The sequence below is a fragment of the Dietzia papillomatosis NBRC 105045 genome, assembly GCF_001570845.1.
Classification (GTDB): domain Bacteria; phylum Actinomycetota; class Actinomycetes; order Mycobacteriales; family Mycobacteriaceae; genus Dietzia; species Dietzia cinnamea.
On the sequence record NZ_BCSL01000002.1, the window covers coordinates 110964 to 129273 of the forward strand.

Genomic DNA, 18310 nt, shown 5'->3' on the forward strand with positions numbered 1-18310 from the left:
AGGGGTCACACGGCCCAGCGGCCGCCCGCGCTCCACGCGTCACCGGCGCCAGGCCGGCCGTGGCGTGTGTGCAGGAACCGCCCCACCACGGCAGCCCCGAGGTCGTCGACCTCCGGCGCCACCACCGTGCCCTCGACCCGCCGGGCCAGCGCATCCAGGAACCGCGAGAGGCCGGGATCCGCGCCCAGGCGGAAGAACGTGGTCTGCGCGCCGAACCGGGCGACCCTGTCGAGCTCGTCGACGGTCGTGCGGATCGTGTCCGGGTCCGGCGGGTAGGCGAACCAGGGTTCGCCGCCGCTGAGCAGGTGCGCGGTGGGCTCGCCATCGGTGACGATGAGCAGGACCGGCTGCATGGTCGGGTGCTCGCGGAAGAAACGACCCGCCAGGAGCAACGCGTGGTGCAGGTTCGTCCCGGCCTCGTACTGGGCGTCCAGTGACAACAGTGACTCGATCGTGCGGGTCTGGGCGAACCGCCCGAACGAGATGAGCTGGAGCCGGTCCTGCCGGAAGCGGGTGCTCACCAGGTGATGCAGGGCGAGCGCGGTGCGCTTCATCGGCACCCACCGGCCCTCCATCGCCATGGAGAACGAGGTGTCCACGAGCAGCGCGACCGCGGCCTGCGTCCGGGCCTCGGTCTCGCGGACCTCGATGTCCTCGGGCAGGAGCCGGACCCCGCCGACGGTTTCACCGCCCTCTGCGGCGATGCGGGAGATCGCGTTTCCGATCGTCCGCGGCACGTCCCACGACTCGACGTCGCCGAACTCCCACGCCCGGCTCGACCCCGTCTGGTCGTCCGCCGCCCCCGATGCGCGGGTCTCCCGCGCGCCCGATCGGCCGGACAGCCGGCGGGCGGCGTCCCGCAGCAGCGACCGGCCCAGTTTACGGAGCGCGGCCGGGGACAGTCGCAGGTCGCCGTCCGACCGGCGGCTCAGGTAGCCCGAGTCCCGCATGGCCTGCTCGAGCCGGGCCAGGGTCTGGACGGACACCGCCGCCTCACGACCGAGGGTGCGCTCGACGGCCTCCAGGTCCAGTTCGGACAGCGGCGACCGGTCACTGCGGGACAGCTGCTCGGCCAGCCGGTCGAGGTCTCCGAGTTCGGCCATCGCGGCCGTCCCCTCGGACATGCCCAGGCCCTCGGAGCCGCCGAAGTCCTCGGAGCCGTCCCAGTTCTCGCCGGGTCGCAGTGTCTGCAGCAATCCGTCGAGTCTGCCGAGCTGCTCGGAGAGCTCGGGCGAGCCGAACGCCTGCTGCGACAGGGCCATGAGCTCCTCCCGCTGCTCCGGGGTCATCGAGCGCATCATCCGCTGCGCTGCGGCCGAGCGCTTGGCGAGGGTGTCGATGAGCTCGTCGACGTTCTGCGGCTGCTCGGGGAAGGCGTCACCGTGCTTGTCCATGAACTCGCGGAAGTCCTCGTCGGTGTCCTCCCCGCGGGCGTGCTTGTCCAGCAGGTCGGTGAGGTCGGAGAGCATCTCGGACACCGCCGCCCGGTCGGCGTCGGTGGTGTTCTCCAGCGCCTGCTTCATTCCGGCGAACCGCGCGTCGAGCGCCTCGGCACCCAGCAGGTCCTGGATCCGCCTGTACGCCTCGCGGGCGTCCGACGAGGCCCAGTCGTAGTCCTTGAGCTCCCCCACCGCGGCCGCCGGACTGTCGGGGAGGTTCTCGATGGTCATCTCCCGCAGCGTGCGGTCCATGGGGTCCATCTCGGTGTCGCGGGCGAGCTGCCCGCGTTCGGCGAGCAACGCCTCGTCGAGCAGCTTCGAGACCTCGTCGAGGGTGCCGCCCAGCCGGTGGCGCTTCAGCAGTTCCTGCCGGCGGCGGTGGACGCGCCCTGCGAGCTCGTCGAGCCCGGTGTGGTCGCGGCCGCCGGAGCGCAGGAACTCGCGCATGGACTGCTCGGGCGAGTAGCCGGCCATGACACCCTCGGACACCGCGTCGAGTGCCTCGGACAGGTCGAGCGGGGGCGCGAGCGGGTCCGGCCCGCCGACGTAGCGTCCGTAGCGGGCGCGGGGTTCTGGTCGCGACATCGCGCACCTCCTGCTCCGACGGCCGCGTGGCCACCGGGGTGTGTCAGCCGTAGACGGCGGCGCCGTCCCCGGTCTCCTTGGACAGGCGCCGCGAGAGGTACAGCCCCTCCAGCGCCAGCTCGATCGCGCCGGCCCGCTGGCCGGCGTTGGTGGCGCCGACCCGGTCGGCGATCTCGTCGTACAGCCCCGGTACGGACAGCTCGGGCAGTGCGGCCAGGAACTCGGTCGCGGTGACGCTCGCCCCCGTGGTCAGGGTCACCGAGCCGTCGAACGCCTCGACGAGCGGGGCCATGTCGATGCCGCGGAAGAGCCCGCGCACGACGTCCACGGTCGCGGTGCGGAGCAGGTACCGCAGGATCTCGGATTCGCGCCCCTCCTCGCCGGGTTCGAACTCGATCTTGCCGCGCAGGACCTCCACGGCGGCGTCGAGATCCACGAGCCGGGCCACCGCCTCGCCGGGGTCGTCGGCCCCGCGGACGGCGGCCCGCCGGCGGGCCGCCGCGGCGACGGTCTCCGCGCCCGCGATGGCGAAACGCGCCGACACGCCCGAGGCCTGGTTGATCGAGTCGGAGGTGCGCAGTTCTCGGGTGAAGCGGGCGAGCAGCTCCATGAGGGCGTCCGGCACCTCGGCGGTGAGCTCGGCCTCCTGCCGCACGACCTCGATCTCGTCGGCCAGGTCGAGCGGGTAGTGGGTGCGGATCTCCGCGCCGAACCTGTCCTTGAGGGGAGTGATGATCCGCCCGCGGTTCGTGTAGTCCTCCGGGTTCGCCGACGCCACGACCAGTACGTCGAGGGGCAGCCGCAGCACATAGCCGCGGATCTGGACGTCCCGCTCCTCCATGACGTTGAGCAACGCCACCTGGATGCGCTCGGCGAGGTCGGGCAGCTCGTTGAGCGCCACGATCCCGCGATTGGCGCGGGGTACGAGTCCGTAGTGGATGGTCTCCGGGTCACCGAGGCGGCGCCCCTCCGCCACGCGCATGGGGTCGACGTCGCCGATCATGTCGGACACCGACGTATCCGGGGTGGAGAGCTTCTCCACGTACCGTTCGGTGCGGTGGCGCCACTCGACGGGCAGCGTGTCACCCTCGCGGGCGATCCGCTCGCGGGTCGGGTCGGTGATGGGGGCGAGCGGGTCCTCTCCCAGTTCGGAGCCGGCGACGACGGGGGACCACTCGTCGAGCAGCCCGACGAGGGTGCGCAGCAGGCGCGTCTTGCCCTGTCCGCGCTCACCGAGCAGTACGATGTCGTGCCCGGCGATGAGGGCGCGCTCGACCTGCGGGATCACTGTGGTGTCGAACCCGTGCATCCCGGGCCACGGGTCCCGTCCGGCGGCCAGGGCCGCGAGCAGATTGCCGCGCAACTCGTCGCGGAGGGTGCGGCTGGTGTAACCGGCGGCGCGCAGCTCGCCGAGGGTCCTGACGTCCGGCTTGTCGCTCACATCGCCCACCGTAACCCTGTGACGCGACTTCCGCTTCCGACCTACAGTGGCGGCATGCGTTCCGTGCTGACGGTGGTCCTCAACGTCATCTGGCTGGTGACCGCGGGCGTGTGGTTGTTCCTGGGCTATGTGGTCGCCGGGATCCTCGCGTGCATCCTCGTCGTCACGATCCCGTTCGGGGTTGCGAGCTTCCGGATCGCCGCCTATGTCCTGTGGCCGTTCGGTCGCGAGGTCGTCGACCGGGGCCGGCCCGGCGGGGCGAGCACGGTCGGCAACGTCATCTGGTTCCTGGTGGCCGGGCTGTGGCTGGCGATCGGCCACGTCGCCACGGCACTCGCCCAGGCGGTGACGATCATCGGACTGCCGCTGGCGTGGGCCAACCTCAAGCTCATCCCCGTGACGTGTTTCCCGTTCGGCAAGGAGATCGTGCGCTCCGGCCGGGCGTCGATGGTGCCGGTCGCCTCCCGCTGACCACCCGTCCGGGGCCGGCGGCGGTCGCCGTGCCCGGGGTCGGCGGCGGCCGGGTCAGTCCTCGATCCGCGGCTGGTGGTGACTGGCGATCGAAACCCGGTTGAAGGCGTTGATGAGCACGATCGTCCACTCCAACGCCGAGAGCTGCTCATCGGAGAAGTGGTCGGTGGCGGCCGCCGTCGCGGCAGCGCGTTCGTCGCCGTCGTCCAGGCGTGTCAACGTCTCGGCCAGGCGCAACGCCGCCCGCTCGGGGTCGCCGAACGCGTCGAGTTCGTGCCACGCGGGCAGCAGGTCCAGCCGTTCCTGTGACACCCCGGCCTCGCGGGCGGCCGGCACGTGGGTGGCCAGGCAGGCCGCGCATCCGTTGATCTGCGACACGCGCACGTTGACCAGTTCGAGCAGTGCCTCCTCCAATCCGGCCTCGCGGGACGCCTGCCGGGACGCGACGGCGGTACGGACGAGCTGCTTGTAGACCTCGCGCTGGGTCCGATCCAGCTGCGGGACCCCCATATCAGCCGTCCTCCGCTCCGACCCGGGCGCGGTCCTCGTCGGTGGCGTCGCGGTACGCTCCCGCGAACTCGTCGGCGTTCTTGCCGAGGAACCCTTCCACCATCGAACACACGGGGACGATCATCACGCCCTCGTCGCGGGTCGCCTCCACCGCGCCGCGCACGAGCGCGGTACCGAGACCCCGGCCTCCGAACTCCTCGCCGACCACGGTGTGGTGGAAGATGCGCTCGCCGCCGATCTCGCGGAAGTCGGCGTGGCCGGCGACCTCGCCGGAGGCGTCCCGGATCTCGAACGCACTGCGCGAGTCGGAGCGCTCCACGGTCACGGTGCTGCCGCTGCTGTCGGTGTACTCGGTCATCGGTGTTCTCCCCTACTCGGTGGTCCGTGCACGCGGATCGGGATTGACCCGCGGTCTGAGCGTGGTGGTGGGCAGCGTGGGCGCGGGCAGCCGGGTCAGGCCCTGCGGGTCGTGGCCGATGTAGCCGTCCACGCGGCCGAAGCGGTCGGAGCCGGCCTCCCACAGGTCACGGTAGTGGGCGATCTCGTCGTGGGTCCGCCCGATGAAGTTCCACCACATGATGATCTCCTCGGCGAACGGAGTGCCGCCGATGAGGATCGCGCGCCCGGCGGTGGCGCCGGTGTTGCGGAGGGTCAGGGTGGTCTCGCCGACGCCCGTGTAGGCGAGTTCGGTCACCGCGACGCGCACCCCCTCGAGCGTGAGGTCGCCGCTGTCCGCGAGCAGCCCGTGCTCGAACTCCGGGTCCACGTCGAGCGTCAGCTCGGCGCCGGGGTCGAACCGGATCTCCGCCGCGAGGAGGGGGGTGTAGGTGGGGACCGACGACGACGAGCCCATCAGTGACCCCATGAAGACCTGCATCGACGAGCCCTCGAAGCGGACCGTGTCGGGCACGAAGTGGTCGAACCTGCGGCCGCCCACCTCGCGGTGCGACTCGGGGAGCACGGTCCAGAGCTGCACTCCGTGCAGCATGGTGGTGTCCTGGGTCGACACCTCGGTGTGGCAGATGCCGGACCCGGCGGTCATGAGGTTGACCTCCCCGGGGCGCACGACGGCGTGGTTGTCGCCGGAGTCGTGGTGGGTGATGTTCCCCTCGAACAGCCAGCTGACGGTCTGCAGGCCGGTGTGCGGGTGGGAGGGGACGTCCATGCCGCCGCTGACGGAGACGTCGTCGGGTCCGTAGTGGTCGACAAAGCAGAAGGCACCGATGAGGGAGCGTTGCCGCTGCGGCAGCGTGCGGCGGACGGTCATCGCGCGCGGCCCGCCCAGGGGGACGTCGCGGGAGGTGATGATCTCCACGGCGGCGCCACCGGGGCGTGGCCCGTCGGGCGCGCCGCCGGCCTCGCACTCGATCTCCTCGGGCCGGGGGTCGAGGTTGGTCATTCGGCCACCTCGCTCATCTGTTCGCGGGCGCCGGCTTCCTGTCGCCGCATCTCGAGCTTCCGGGCGTTGATCGTCCCGCCCAGCGCGAGGACGAGCGCCTTGTCGACCAACGGTACCGGTAGATGGTCCAGCAGGCGACGGGTCAGTCCGCGGCGCAGGGCGGCGAGCGGGCCGATCCCCAGGATCCCCGCGAAGGTGACGACGAGGTCGAGTCGACCGAAGTCGGCCCGCACGCGGTCGGCCAGAGTGGAGAGGGAGTCGGGGTCGGTGACGTCCGCGGCTACCGGCGTGATCCCCGTCCCGCCGGCCCCGGTGATGACGACGACGGGAGCGACCGGGTCACTGTGGTCCATACCACGACGGTACCGGCGGAACCGGCCCGGGTGGGGCGCTACCGGCGGCTCAGACCGTGCCCCGAGGCCGAGCTTGCCGCCGAGGACGACGATGTACGGCTCGCCCTCGCGGCCGGCCTCCGCCCACAGCTCGCGCAACCTGCGCACGCTGCCGGAGATGTCCCGGGAGATGGGTGTGGTCATCCAGCCGTCGGCGCTGCGGCAGATCCACTTCAGGTTCTTCTCGTTCCCTGCCGCGCCCACCAGAGTGAGCGGGCCGGGCGTCCGGGCGGGCTTGGGCCAGGCCCAGCTGGGCCCGAAGTCGACGAACTCGCCGTGGTACTCGGCCTTGTCGTGGGTCCAGAGCTCGCGCATCGCCTCGAGGTACTCGCGCAGCATTGTGCGACGGCGCTTCGGCGGAACGTTGTGGCCGCCATCTCGTCGAGGCTCCAGCCGTAGCCCACGCCCAGGACGGCCCGGCCGTCGGAGAGGTGGTCGACGGAGGCGAAGGTCTTGGCCAGCGTGATGGGATCGCTCTCCACCGGGATGGACACGGCCGTGCCCAGCCGGATGGTCGAGGTCACCGCGGCGGCGGCGCCCAGCGCGACCCACGGCGAGCGCCGCGGTGTGTGGCCTCCGGTCGCTCGTGAACAGCGTCAGGCCGAATTCCATGCGCACTCCCCGGTCTGCGTCGCCACCCGCGCCGACACGTGATGAGGCAGGTGTCCCGCGGCGGCGTGGCGACAGACTAACGCGCGACGACGGCGGTCGGGCAGGCCTCGCCCGGCGCACAGTCCGCGGGGTCACCCGGCTGCGACCGCAGGCGCTGCATGGTGTGGTCCGAGACGTACCGGAAGATCTCGTTGCCCGGCGTGGTGCGCGACAGTGCGTCAGCGGCCAGCAGCACCACCGCGGCGGTCCATGTGCTCAGCTCGACGGGCCACCGTTTGCCGTCCGCGAAGACCAGGCCGGTCCAGTACGAACCGTCGTCATCCCTCAGGTGCTGCATGTTGGTGAACTGCTGCAGCGCCTGCTCGTGCCGACCCGCGGCCTCGAGCGCGAGCACCAGCTCGCATGTCTCCGCGCCCGTGACCCACGGACGGTGGTCGACGCAGCGGATACCGAGGTCGTCCACCACGAAGTCGTCCCAGCGGGAGTCGAGCCGGGCCTGCGCCTGCTCCCCCACCATGACACCGGCCAGGACCGGGTAGTACCAGTCCATGGAGAACTCGTCCTTGGGCGTGAACAGCTCCGGGTGCGCGCGCAGCGCGTGGCCCAGCCGGTCGGCGGCCGCGTCCCAGTCCGGCGCCGTCTCCCCCAGCTCCTCGGCGATCGCGACACCGCAGCGCAGCGAGTGGTGGACGCTCGACGACCCCGTGACCAGGGCCTCCTCGCAGAAGCCCTCGGGGCCGGCGCCCCACCACATCTGCCCCTCCGGGCCCTGGAACGTCAGCACCAGGTCGAGCGCACGCCGCACGGTCGGCCACATCGACTCCAGGAACCCCGGGGTGCCGGTGACCAGGTGGTGGTGCCAGACCCCGACCGCGACGTAGGCGCAGAAGTTCGAGTCGACGTCGCCGTCCACGATCCGGCCGTCCTGCCACTTGATCGGCCACGAACCGTCCGGGCGCTGGGAGTCGCGGAGGAACCCGTAGGCCCGCTCGGCGGCCTCCCACTGGCCGGCGACGGACAGACCCATCGCCGACTCGACGTGGTCCCACGGGTCGGTGTGCCCACCGGTGAACCACGGGATCTCACCGTTCGGCTTCTGGACCGAGGCGATCCACTGCCCGGTGGCCCGGACCGCGTCGGCGTCGAGGACGCCCGGCACGCTGGGCACCGGCCGGTCACCGGCCACCACGGTCACCGGCCCCGGGCGGGACACGCCGTTGTTGTGTGACTGCACGGACGATCAGGCCTCCACGGGCTTGCGCAGGTAGAACACGATCGACTTGCCCATGACCGGGTTGAGCAGCTTCTCGGCGGTGCGTGTGACCCACGGGCCCTTCATGAGGTCCCACACGAGCAGCTTGTGGTACGCCTTCGGCAGCGGATGATCCTCGTTCTCCGTGCCGACCGCGCACTTGAGCCACCAGTACGGCGCGTGCAGCGCGTGGGCGTATCCGGTGCCCGTCACCTCGAGGCCCGCGGCGCGCAGCTTGTAGCCGAGTTCCTCGGCCGTGTAGATCCGGCAGTGCCCGCCCGGGTTGGAGTGGTAGGCGTCCGACAGCTTCCAGCACAGCTTCTCCGGCCACTCCCGCGGCACGGTCACCGCGGCGACCCCGCCCGGCTTGAGGATCCGGACCAGCTCCGCGATGGCCTTCGTGTCCTCCGGCACGTGCTCGAGGACCTCGGAGATGAGCACCAGGTCGAACGTCGCGTCCCCGTACGGCATGGCCAGGGCGTCCCCGGTGACGGCCTCGCCCTTCGACGTGGGCAGGCCCTCGCCCTCGGCCTCCATGGCCGCCAGCATGTCCGCGACCTGCTGCATCTCGTCGGCATTCTGGTCGAACGCTGTGACGTCGGCCCCACGCCGGTAGAGCTCGAACGTGTGACGGCCGAGCCCGGCCCCCACGTCGATGGCTCGCATGCCCGGGGTGACCCCCAGACGGTCGAAGTCAGCGGTCAGCATGCGGCGTCCTCCTGCTCACGGATGTCGTACTCACCGGATTCCGGGAGCACCTCGGGCGCGTCGTCGGTGACGTGCTCGTCGATCTCGGTCTGATCCGGCCCGAGGACCGGCCCCGCCGACAGGTCCGGCAGCGCGTCGCCGCGGACCCGGGCGATCGCCGCCTCGTAGACCTCGACGGTCCGGCGGGCGACGGCCGCCCAACTGTAGCGCTCCATCACCCTCGCGCGGCCACCCTCCGACAGCCGGCCCCGCTCGACGGGATCGGACAGCAGCGCGCTGATCTCCCGGGCCAGTGCGTCGACGTCCCCGGGCTCGACAAGGCGGGCCGCCGAATCGTCCGTCCCGACCACCTCCGGCAGTGCGCCGGCCCGCGTCGCCACGAGAGCGCAGCCACTGGACATCGCCTCCACCGCCGGGAGGGAGAACCCCTCGTACATACTCGGAACCACCGCGATCTCGGCGGACCCCACGAGTTCGGCGAGCTCGTCGTCGTCGACCCCGGACACCAGGTCCACCGCATCGCGCAACCTCAACCTGTCCAGCAGACGCGACGCCTCGCCCTTCGGCTTGAGCTTGGAGATCAACGTCAGGCGGACGTCCGGGTGGTCCTCACGCACCTTCGCCAGCGCGCGCAGCAGGACGGGGACACCCTTGAGCGGCTGGTCGGCGCTCGCCACGCACACCAGGCGGCCGGGTTCGCGACGCCGCCCGTCGTGGAAACGGTCGGCGTCCACACCCAGCGGGATCGTGACGATCCGGTCCGGGTCGACCCCGAAGTCCACCGCGATGTCCTCCGCCGAGTTGCCGGAGACCGTGATGATCTCCTGCAGCCGGCGGGAGACGCGGATCTGCATACCGAGGAAGCCGAACCACCGCCACGTGGTGATCTTCTTGCGCAGCGGGGCCTCTTTCATGGCCAGCGCGCGATCCCTCGTGATGGGATGGTGCACGGTCGCCACCACGGGGAAGCCGGCCTTCTCCAGGTCCAGCAGGCCCGAGCCCAGGCACTGGTTGTCGTGCACCACGTCGAAGTCGTCCAGCCGGTCCTTCAGCGTGCGCGCGGCCCGCAGGCTGAACGTCCGCGGTTCCGGGAACCCGGCGGTCCACATCGTGACCACCTCGAGCACGTCGATGAGATCCCGGATCTCGCGGGGACGCGGCGTACGGAACGGGTTCGCGTCGTTGTACAGGTCCAGGCTCGGCACCTTCGTCAGCGTGGGCCCCGGGTCCAGCTCGGGGTACGGCTGACCGGAGAACACCTCGACGGTGTGGCCGAGTGTCGCCAGCTCACGGCTCAGGTGGCGTACGTATACACCCTGCCCGCCGCCGTGGGGTTTGCTCCTGTACGAGAGCAACGCGATCCGCACGATCGATCGCCTCCTTCTACGGTCATCGGCCCCGCCGTCGCGACTGCAGTGAGTGGCGGCGGGCACATCGGGCAAGTCTAGAACACGTTCCCCAGCAGCAAGGACGCGGCCGGGCAGCCGACCCGCCGACACACCGGACCCCCGGCACGCGGGGTGCTCGGGGGTCCGGTGAGACGGGCTGGGCGCGGCGGCGATCCCGCCGCGCCGAGCCGATCAGTAGCCCAGGTCGTCGAGGCGGACGGACGCGCCGGTGGCGTCGCCGAAACCGTCCTCGGGGCCGTAGAAGCCGTCGCCGTAGTCCGGGATGGAGTAGGCGGCGGCGCGGGCCTCCTCGGTGGGCTCGACCGTCGAGTTCCGGTAGCGGTTGATACCGGTACCCGCCGGGATGAGCTTACCGATGATGACGTTCTCCTTGAGGCCCACGAGCCGGTCCGACCGCTTGTTGATCGCGGCGTCGGTGAGGACGCGGGTGGTCTCCTGGAAGGAGGCCGCCGAGAGCCACGAGTCGGTGGCGAGCGAGGCCTTGGTGATGCCCATGAGGACCGGGCGCGCCGAGGCCGGCGAACCACCCTCGGTGAGCACGCGGCGGTTCTCCGCCGTGAGCTCGGCACGCTCCACCAGGGCACCCGGCAGGAACTCGGTGCTGTTCGACTCGTTGATCGCGACGCGGCGCATCATCTGGCGGACGATGACCTCGATGTGCTTGTCGTGGATCGACACGCCCTGCGAGCGGTAGACCTTCTGCACCTCGTCGACGAGGTGCTTCTGCACACCGTTCGGGCCGAGGATCGCCAGCACCTCGTGCGGGTCGGCCGGGCCCTCGAGGAGGGCCTGACCGCGCTCGAGATGGTCGCCGTCGGCGATCGGCCGCGAGGAGCCGTCGTCGAGGGTGATGTGGGCGAGGCCCTGACGCTTGGAGAGCTTCTCGTAGACGATCTCGTCCGCACCGTTGTCGGGCACGATCGTGATCGTGTAGAAACGCTCCTCCTCGTCGATGCGGATCCGGCCCGCCTCCTCGGCGATCGGCGCCTTGCCCTTGGGCACGCGCGCCTCGAACAGCTCCTGCACACGCGGCAGACCACCGGTGATGTCGTCGCCGACGCCACCCTGGTGGAACGTACGCATCGTGAGCTGGGTACCGGGCTCACCGATCGACTGTGCGGCGACGATGCCGACGGCCTCGCCGATGTCGACCAGCTGGCCGGTCGCCATCGAGCGGCCGTAGCAGGTCGCGCAGACGCCGGTGCCGGTGGTGCAGGTCAGGACCGAGCGCACCTTGACCTTCTCCACGCCGGCGTTGATGAGCGCCTCGATGGTCGGGTCACCCAGGTCGGTGCCCGCCGACACGATGACCGTGCCGTTCGCGTCGACCGCGTCCTCGGCGAGCGTCCGGGCGAACGTCGAGGTCTCGACGTGCTCGTCGCGCTCGAGGACACCCGTGGAGTTGCCCTGGGCGTCCATGATCGGACGGGCGATCGTCGTCTCCACGCCCTTGCTGGTGCCACAGTCGGTCTCGCGAACGATGACGTCCTGGGAGACGTCGACCAGACGACGGGTGAGGTAGCCCGAGTCGGCGGTACGCAGGGCGGTGTCGGCCAGGCCCTTACGCGCACCGTGCGTGTTCATGAAGTACTCGAGCACCGTCAGGCCCTCGCGGAACGAGGACTTGATGGGCTGCGGGATGAACTCGCCGTTCGGACGGGTCACCAGGCCCTTCATGCCGGCCAGCGACCGGATCTGGGTCATGTTGCCCGCCGCGCCCGACTTCACGATCGTCGGGATCGGGTTGTCGTCCGGGTAGTTGGCCTCCATGGCCTGGCCGATCTCGTCGGTGGCCTCCTGCCAGAGCTTGACCAGGTCGCTCTTGCGCTCCTCGTCGGTGATCTTGCCGAGGTCGTACTGCGACTCCAGGCGCGCGGCCTTGGTGTCGTACGAGGCGAGGATTTCCTTCTTGGCCGGCGGCACGAGCACGTCGGACATGGCGATGGTGACACCCGACCGGGTGGCCCAGTAGAAGCCGGTGTCCTTGAGCTTGTCCACCGTCTGCGCCACGACGATCATCGGGTAGCGCTCGGCCAGGTCGTTGATGATGACGGCCTGACGCTTCTTCGGCATCTGCTCGTTGACGAACGGGTAGTCCGCCGGGAGCAGCTCGTTGAACATGACGCGGCCGAGCGTGGTCTCGGCCAGCCACTCCTGCCCGGGGGTCCAGCCCTCGGGGAACTGCTCCGCCTCGATCTCGGCGCTGGGGCGCTGCTGCGTCATCCGGACCCGGATCGGGGCGTGGATGTCGAGCACACCCAGGTCGACGGCCATGATGGCCTCGGCCGGGGTCGCGTACACGCCGGTCGCCGGCGCGTCGTCGGTGGCGGGCCCGTAGGCGCCCTCGGCGCCCTCGTCCAGACGGGTCAGGTAGTAGAGGCCCGTGACCATGTCCAGACGCGGCATGGCGAGCGGACGACCCGACGCCGGCGACAGGATGTTGTTCGACGCGAGCATGAGGATGCGCGCCTCGGCCTGCGCCTCCGCGGACAGCGGGAGGTGCACGGCCATCTGGTCGCCGTCGAAGTCGGCGTTGAAGGCCTCACACACGAGCGGGTGCAGCTGGATGGCCTTGCCCTCGACGAGCTGCGGCTCGAACGCCTGGATACCCAGGCGGTGCAGGGTCGGAGCGCGGTTGAGCATCACCGGGTGCTCGGCGATGACCTCTTCGAGCACGTCCCACACCTGATCGCGCTGACGCTCGACCATGCGCTTGGCGGACTTGATGTTCTGCGCGTGGTTGAGGTCGACGAGCCGCTTCATGACGAACGGCTTGAACAGCTCGAGCGCCATCAGCTTGGGCAGACCGCACTGGTGTAGCTGGAGTTGCGGGCCGACGACGATGACCGAACGGCCCGAGTAGTCGACGCGCTTGCCGAGGAGGTTCTGACGGAACCGGCCCTGCTTGCCCTTGAGCAGGTCCGACAGGGACTTGAGCGGGCGGTTGCCCGGCCCCGTGACGGGCCGCCCGCGGCGACCGTTGTCGAACAGCGCGTCGACGGACTCCTGAAGCATCCGCTTCTCGTTGTTGACGATGATCTCGGGCGCGCCGAGGTCCATCAGTCGCTTGAGGCGGTTGTTGCGGTTGATCACGCGACGGTAGAGGTCGTTGAGGTCCGACGTGGCGAAGCGGCCACCGTCGAGCTGGACCATCGGCCGCAGCTCCGGCGGGATCACCGGGACGGCGCCGAGCACCATGGCTGCCGGGTGGTTGCCCGACTGCAGGAATGCGGAGACGACCTTGAGCCGCTTGAGGGCGCGGATCTTCTTCTGCCCCTTGCCGTTGCGGATGATCTCGCGCAGCGACTCGGCCTCGGCCTCGAGGTCGAAGTTCAGCAGCAGCTGCTGGATCGCCTCGGCACCCATGCCGCCCTCGAAGTACTCGCCGAAGCGGTCCTCGAGCTCGCGGTAGATGCCCTCGTCGGCGATGATCTGGTTGACGTCGAGCTTGACGAAGGTGTTCCAGATCTCCTCGAGGCGGTCCAGCTCACGCTGGGCGGCCTCGCGGATCTTCTTCATCTCCTTCTCGCCGCCGTCCTTGACCTTGCGGCGCTGGTCGGCCTTGGCCCCCTCGGCCTCGAGCTCGGCGAGGTCGGCCTCGAGCTTGCGCGCGCGGGCCTCGATGTCGGAGTCGCGCTCGTCCTCGATGATCTTGCGCTCCTCGAGGACCTGGGCCTCGAGGGTGCTGAGCTCGTTGTGACGTAGCTCGGTGTCGACGCCCGTGATGACATAGGCGGCGAAGTAGATGATCTTGTCGAGGTCCTTGGGCGCGAGGTCCAGGAGGTACCCCAGACGCGACGGGACGCCCTTGAAGTACCAGATGTGGGTGACGGGCGCGGCGAGCTCGATGTGGCCCATGCGCTCACGACGCACCTTGGCACGGGTCACCTCGACGCCGCAGCGCTCACAGATGATGCCCTTGAAGCGCACACGCTTGTACTTGCCGCAGTAGCACTCCCAGTCCCGGGTGGGGCCGAAGATCTTCTCGCAGAACAGGCCCTCCTTCTCCGGCTTGAGGGTGCGGTAGTTGATGGTCTCCGGCTTCTTGACCTCGCCGTAGGACCAGTTTCGGATGTCCTCGGCGGTCGCGAGGCTGATGACCAGCTCGTCGAAGTAGTTGACGTCCTGCACGTAGGCGTCCTTTCCCGGGTGGGATGATGGCGGGCCCCGGTCGGGGTGGGGCCGGTGGGGCCCGCCGTGGTGGAACTCGAATCTGTCGGGTGCGGGGCGGGGCGGCGGCTGCCGCCCTCCCGCCTACTGGGCCAGCTCGTCGGCCGCCGAGGACTCGTCGCGCGAGAGGTTGATCCCGAGGTTCGCGGCGGTACGGTCGAGGTCGTCGTCGTCACCCTCGCCCAGGGAGACCGCCTGGCCGTCGCTGGAGAGCACCTCGACGTTGAGGCACAGCGACTGCAGCTCCTTGAGGAGGACCTTGAAGGACTCCGGGATGCCAGGCTCGGGGATGTTCTCGCCCTTGACGATCGCCTCGTAGACCTTCACGCGGCCCACGACGTCGTCGGACTTGATGGTGAGCAGCTCCTGCAGCGTGTACGCCGCGCCGTAGGCCTGCATCGCCCAGCACTCCATCTCACCGAAGCGCTGGCCGCCGAACTGGGCCTTACCGCCGAGCGGCTGCTGGGTGATCATCGAGTACGGACCGGTCGAGCGGGCGTGGATCTTGTCGTCCACCAGGTGGTGCAGCTTGAGGATGTACATGTAACCCACGGCCACCGGGTACGGGAACGGCTCGCCGGAGCGGCCGTCGAACAGCGTCGCCTTGCCGTCGGCCTTGACCATCCGCTCACCGTCACGGTTCGGCAGGGTGCAGCCGAGCAGACCGGTGATCTCGGTGTCGGCCGCGCCGTCGAAGACGGGGGTCGCGGTGTTGGTGCCGGCCTCGACGTGGTGGATCTCCTCCGGCAGCTTGGTCGCCCAGTCGGGCAGGGAGCCGTCCGCCTCGCGCGGCACCTCCCAGCCCGCCTTGGCCAGCCAGCCGAGGTGGGTCTCCATGATCTGACCGATGTTCATACGACGCGGGACGCCGTGCGTGTTGAGGATGATGTCGACCGGCGTGCCGTCGGGCATGAACGGCATGTCCTCGGCGGGGAGGATCTTGCCGATGACGCCCTTGTTGCCGTGCCGGCCGGCGAGCTTGTCGCCGTCCTGGATCTTGCGCTTCTGCGCCACGTACACGCGCACCAGCTCGTTGACGCCGGGCGGCAGATCGTCGTCGTCGTCGCGCGAGAACACGCGCACACCGATGACCTTGCCGGACTCACCGTGGGGCACCTTGAGCGAGGTGTCGCGCACCTCGCGGGCCTTCTCTCCGAAGATCGCGCGCAGCAGGCGCTCCTCCGGGGTCAGCTCGGTCTCGCCCTTCGGGGTGACCTTGCCGACCAGCACGTCCCCATCACGGACCTCGGCGCCGATGCGCACGATGCCGCGGTCGTCGAGGTCGGCGAGGACCTCGTCGGAGACGTTGGGGATGTCGCGGGTGATCTCCTCGGCGCCCAGCTTGGTGTCGCGGGCGTCGATCTCGTGCTCCTCGATGTGGATGGACGTGAGCACGTCCTCCTCCACGAGGCGCTGCGAGAGGATGATCGCGTCCTCGTAGTTGTGACCCTCCCACGGCATGATCGCCACGAGCAGGTTCTTGCCGAGCGCCATCTCGCCGTTCTCGGTGCAGGGGCCGTCGGCGAGGACCTGGCCGACCTCGACGCGGTCGCCCTCGTCGACGATCGGCTTCTGGTTGGAGCAGGTGCCCTGGTTGGAGCGCGCGAACTTGGACAGGCGGTACGTCTGACGACCGCCGTCGTCGTCCATGACGGTGATGAAGTCGGCCGAGACCTCCTCCACGATGCCCGGGTGGGTGTTCACGACGACGTCGCCGGCGTCGACGGCCGCACGCAGCTCCATGCCGGTGCCGACGAGCGGCGCCTCGGAACGCACGAGCGGCACGGACTGACGCTGCATGTTCGCGCCCATGAGGGCACGGTTGGCGTCGTCGTGCTCGAGGAACGGGATCATCGCGGTGGCGACGGAGACCATCTGCCGCGGCGAGACGTCCATGTAGTCGACGTCACCGGCCTCGACGACCTCGACGTCGCCGTGCTTCTTGCGGACCAGGATGCGGTCCTCGACGAAGCGACCCTCGGTGTCGATCTCCGAGTTGGCCTGCGCGACGACGTAGCGGTCCTCCTCGTCAGCCGTCAGGTAGTCCACCTGGTCGGTGACGACGCCGTCGACGACACGGCGGTACGGGGTCTCGATGAACCCGAACGGGTTGACGCGGGCGTACACCGAGAGCGAACCGATGAGACCGATATTGGGACCCTCGGGGGTCTCGATCGGGCACATGCGGCCGTAGTGCGAGGCGTGGACGTCGCGGACCTCGAGGCCGGCGCGCTCACGCGAGAGGCCGCCGGGACCGAGCGCCGAGAGCCGACGCTTGTGCGTCAGGCCCGACAGCGGGTTGTTCTGGTCCATGAACTGCGACATCTGGGAGGTTCCGAAGAACTCCTTGAGCGCCGCGGTGATGGGCCGGATGTTGATCAGCGACTGCGGGGTGATCGCCTCGGAGTCCTGCGTGGTCATGCGCTCGCGGACGACGCGCTCCATGCGGGACAGGCCGACGCGGACCTGGTTCTGGATGAGCTCGCCGACGGTGCGCAGACGACGGTTGCCGAAGTGGTCGATGTCGTCGACCTCGACCGGCACCTCGCGGCCGCCGGCGACCTGCATGCTCGTCTCGCCCGCGTGGAGGCGCACGAGGTACTCGATGGTCGCGGCGATGTCCTCACGCGTGAGCGTGGTGGTGGCGTCGCCCTCGGGATCCGGCAGGCCGAGCTTGCGGTTGACCTTGTAGCGACCGACGCGGGCCAGGTCGTAGCGCTTCTCCTTGAAGAAGAGGTTCTCCAGGAGGGCCTCGGCGGACTCACGGGTCGGCGGCTCGCCCGGGCGCAGCTTGCGGTAGATCTCCAGCAGGGCCTGGTCGGTGTCCTCGACCGTGTCCTTCTCCAGCGTGGACATCATGATCTCGGAGAAGCCGTAGCGCTCCTTGATCTCGGTGGTGGTCCAGCCCAGCGCCTTGAGCAGCACGGTGACCGACTGGCGACGCTTGCGGTCGATGCGCACGCCCACGGTGTCGCGCTTGTCGACGTCGAACTCGAGCCACGCGCCGCGCGACGGGATGACCTTGACGGAGTGGACGTCCTTCTCCGTGGACTTGTCGCGTGAACGGTCGAAGTACACGCCGGGCGACCGGACGAGCTGGGACACGACGACCCGCTCGGTGCCGTTGATGATGAACGTGCCCTTGTCTGTCATCATGGGGAAATCGCCCATGAAGACGGTCTGGGACTTGATCTCACCGGTCTCGGTGTTCTCGAACTCCGCGGTGACGAACAGGGGCGCCTCGTACGTGCGGTCCTTCTCGCGGCAGTCCTCGAGGGACGCCTTCACCTCTTCGAAGTACGGCTCCGAGAACGAGAGGGACATGGAGCCGGAGAAGTCCTCGATCGGGGAAATCTCCTTGAGGATGGACTCCAGGCCTCCCTCGAGGTTCGTGGTACCGCGCGAGGCGGCCCTCTGCTGCCACTCCTCCGAACCGATGAACCACTCGAACGACTCCGTCTGGAGGTCGAGCAGCCCCGGGACCGGCAACGGCTCGGAGAGCTTCGCGAACGAGACTCTCCGGGGCGCACCGGGAACGGTGGAGACTGACGTGGTCTGGCGGGAGACTGCCAAGATGGGTCCTTCCAGCACCTCACGTGATCACCACGGGCGGTGACCACAGATGTATCTGCGAGCGGTCCGCCGACGGTTATCCCCCCAGGTCCGCGACCGGATGGAAGGCTCGGAGATCGCCCGGGGAAACCGGGGACGAGCCGTCACGGACGGACGAGTGGGCAAATAGCAGCCAGCGCAACGACCTAATCTAGTGGAAGGCGGCGACAAAGTCCAGCCTTCGACGGAAAGCCCCGGAGGCTGCTCATATACGCGGCGCGTCGTCCGTCTCTGCGCTGGTTGCCCTCGTGGCTCTCGCCTCATCGGCCCCCGGTCGGGACGTCGCGCCCGGGCGGTGTGGATCACGCCC

General features: G+C 69.8%; 12 protein-coding genes and 1 pseudogene. 2 read left to right on the forward strand and 11 right to left on the reverse strand.

The window, feature by feature from the left end:
• Positions 1-5: 5 nt before the first annotated feature.
• Both DPA01S_RS01320 and DPA01S_RS01325 read right to left on the reverse strand, forming a co-directional pair.
• Entirely contained in the window at positions 6-2024 is a 2019-nt protein-coding gene (locus tag DPA01S_RS01320) for a vWA domain-containing protein (protein WP_061913612.1), read from the reverse strand.
• Positions 2025-2067: 43 nt separating this feature from the next.
• Entirely contained in the window at positions 2068-3465 is a 1398-nt protein-coding gene (locus DPA01S_RS01325; protein WP_061913669.1) for a sigma 54-interacting transcriptional regulator, read from the reverse strand.
• Positions 3466-3519: 54 nt separating this feature from the next.
• On the opposite strand from DPA01S_RS01325, the gene DPA01S_RS01330 reads away from it, so the two are divergent.
• Positions 3520-3936, forward strand: coding sequence for a YccF domain-containing protein (locus DPA01S_RS01330; RefSeq protein ID WP_061228408.1), 417 nt, complete (start codon positions 3520-3522; stop codon positions 3934-3936).
• Between the two features lie 54 nt (positions 3937-3990).
• On the opposite strand, the gene DPA01S_RS01335 is transcribed toward DPA01S_RS01330, so the two are convergent.
• The 4 genes and pseudogenes from DPA01S_RS01335 to DPA01S_RS16940 form a co-directional block, all read right to left on the reverse strand.
• Entirely contained in the window at positions 3991-4446 is a 456-nt protein-coding gene (locus tag DPA01S_RS01335; protein WP_061228409.1) for a carboxymuconolactone decarboxylase family protein, read from the reverse strand.
• Between the two features lies 1 nt (position 4447).
• Positions 4448-4804, reverse strand: a complete 357-nt coding sequence (locus DPA01S_RS01340) for a GNAT family N-acetyltransferase (RefSeq protein ID WP_061228410.1) — start codon at positions 4802-4804, stop codon at positions 4448-4450.
• Between the two features lie 12 nt (positions 4805-4816).
• Positions 4817-5845 (reverse strand): pirin family protein, encoded by a 1029-nt coding sequence (locus DPA01S_RS01345; protein WP_061913614.1) that lies wholly within the window; start codon positions 5843-5845, stop codon positions 4817-4819.
• A gap of 425 nt (positions 5846-6270) precedes the next feature.
• Positions 6271-6791, reverse strand: a pseudogene (locus DPA01S_RS16940) (TIGR03619 family F420-dependent LLM class oxidoreductase); the annotation flags it as partial.
• Between DPA01S_RS16940 and DPA01S_RS17640 the strand changes: the two are divergent.
• Positions 6700-6891, forward strand: a complete 192-nt coding sequence (locus DPA01S_RS17640; protein ID WP_232302956.1) for a hypothetical protein — start codon at positions 6700-6702, stop codon at positions 6889-6891. The pseudogene DPA01S_RS16940 and the gene DPA01S_RS17640 overlap by 92 nt on opposite strands.
• Before the next feature lie 34 nt (positions 6892-6925).
• Here the strand turns inward: DPA01S_RS17640 and DPA01S_RS01355 are convergent, their stop codons facing one another.
• From DPA01S_RS01355 to rpoB, 5 genes are all read right to left on the reverse strand, one after another.
• Positions 6926-8044, reverse strand: coding sequence for a prenyltransferase (locus DPA01S_RS01355; RefSeq protein ID WP_232302955.1), 1119 nt, complete (start codon positions 8042-8044; stop codon positions 6926-6928).
• A 45-nt stretch (positions 8045-8089) separates the two neighbouring features.
• Positions 8090-8809: a class I SAM-dependent methyltransferase gene (locus DPA01S_RS01360; protein ID WP_061228413.1), complete on the reverse strand. Its 720-nt coding sequence runs from the start codon at positions 8807-8809 to the stop codon at positions 8090-8092.
• Positions 8803-10176, reverse strand: a complete 1374-nt coding sequence (locus DPA01S_RS01365) for a glycosyltransferase family 4 protein (RefSeq protein ID WP_061913616.1) — start codon at positions 10174-10176, stop codon at positions 8803-8805. Before DPA01S_RS01365 ends, DPA01S_RS01360 begins: the two co-directional genes overlap by 7 nt.
• A gap of 213 nt (positions 10177-10389) precedes the next feature.
• Positions 10390-14349, reverse strand: a complete 3960-nt coding sequence (locus DPA01S_RS01370) for a DNA-directed RNA polymerase subunit beta' (protein ID WP_061913618.1) — start codon at positions 14347-14349, stop codon at positions 10390-10392.
• A 123-nt stretch (positions 14350-14472) separates the two neighbouring features.
• Entirely contained in the window at positions 14473-17979 is a 3507-nt protein-coding gene (gene rpoB / locus DPA01S_RS01375) for a DNA-directed RNA polymerase subunit beta (protein WP_061913620.1), read from the reverse strand.
• Positions 17980-18310: the final 331 nt, after the last annotated feature.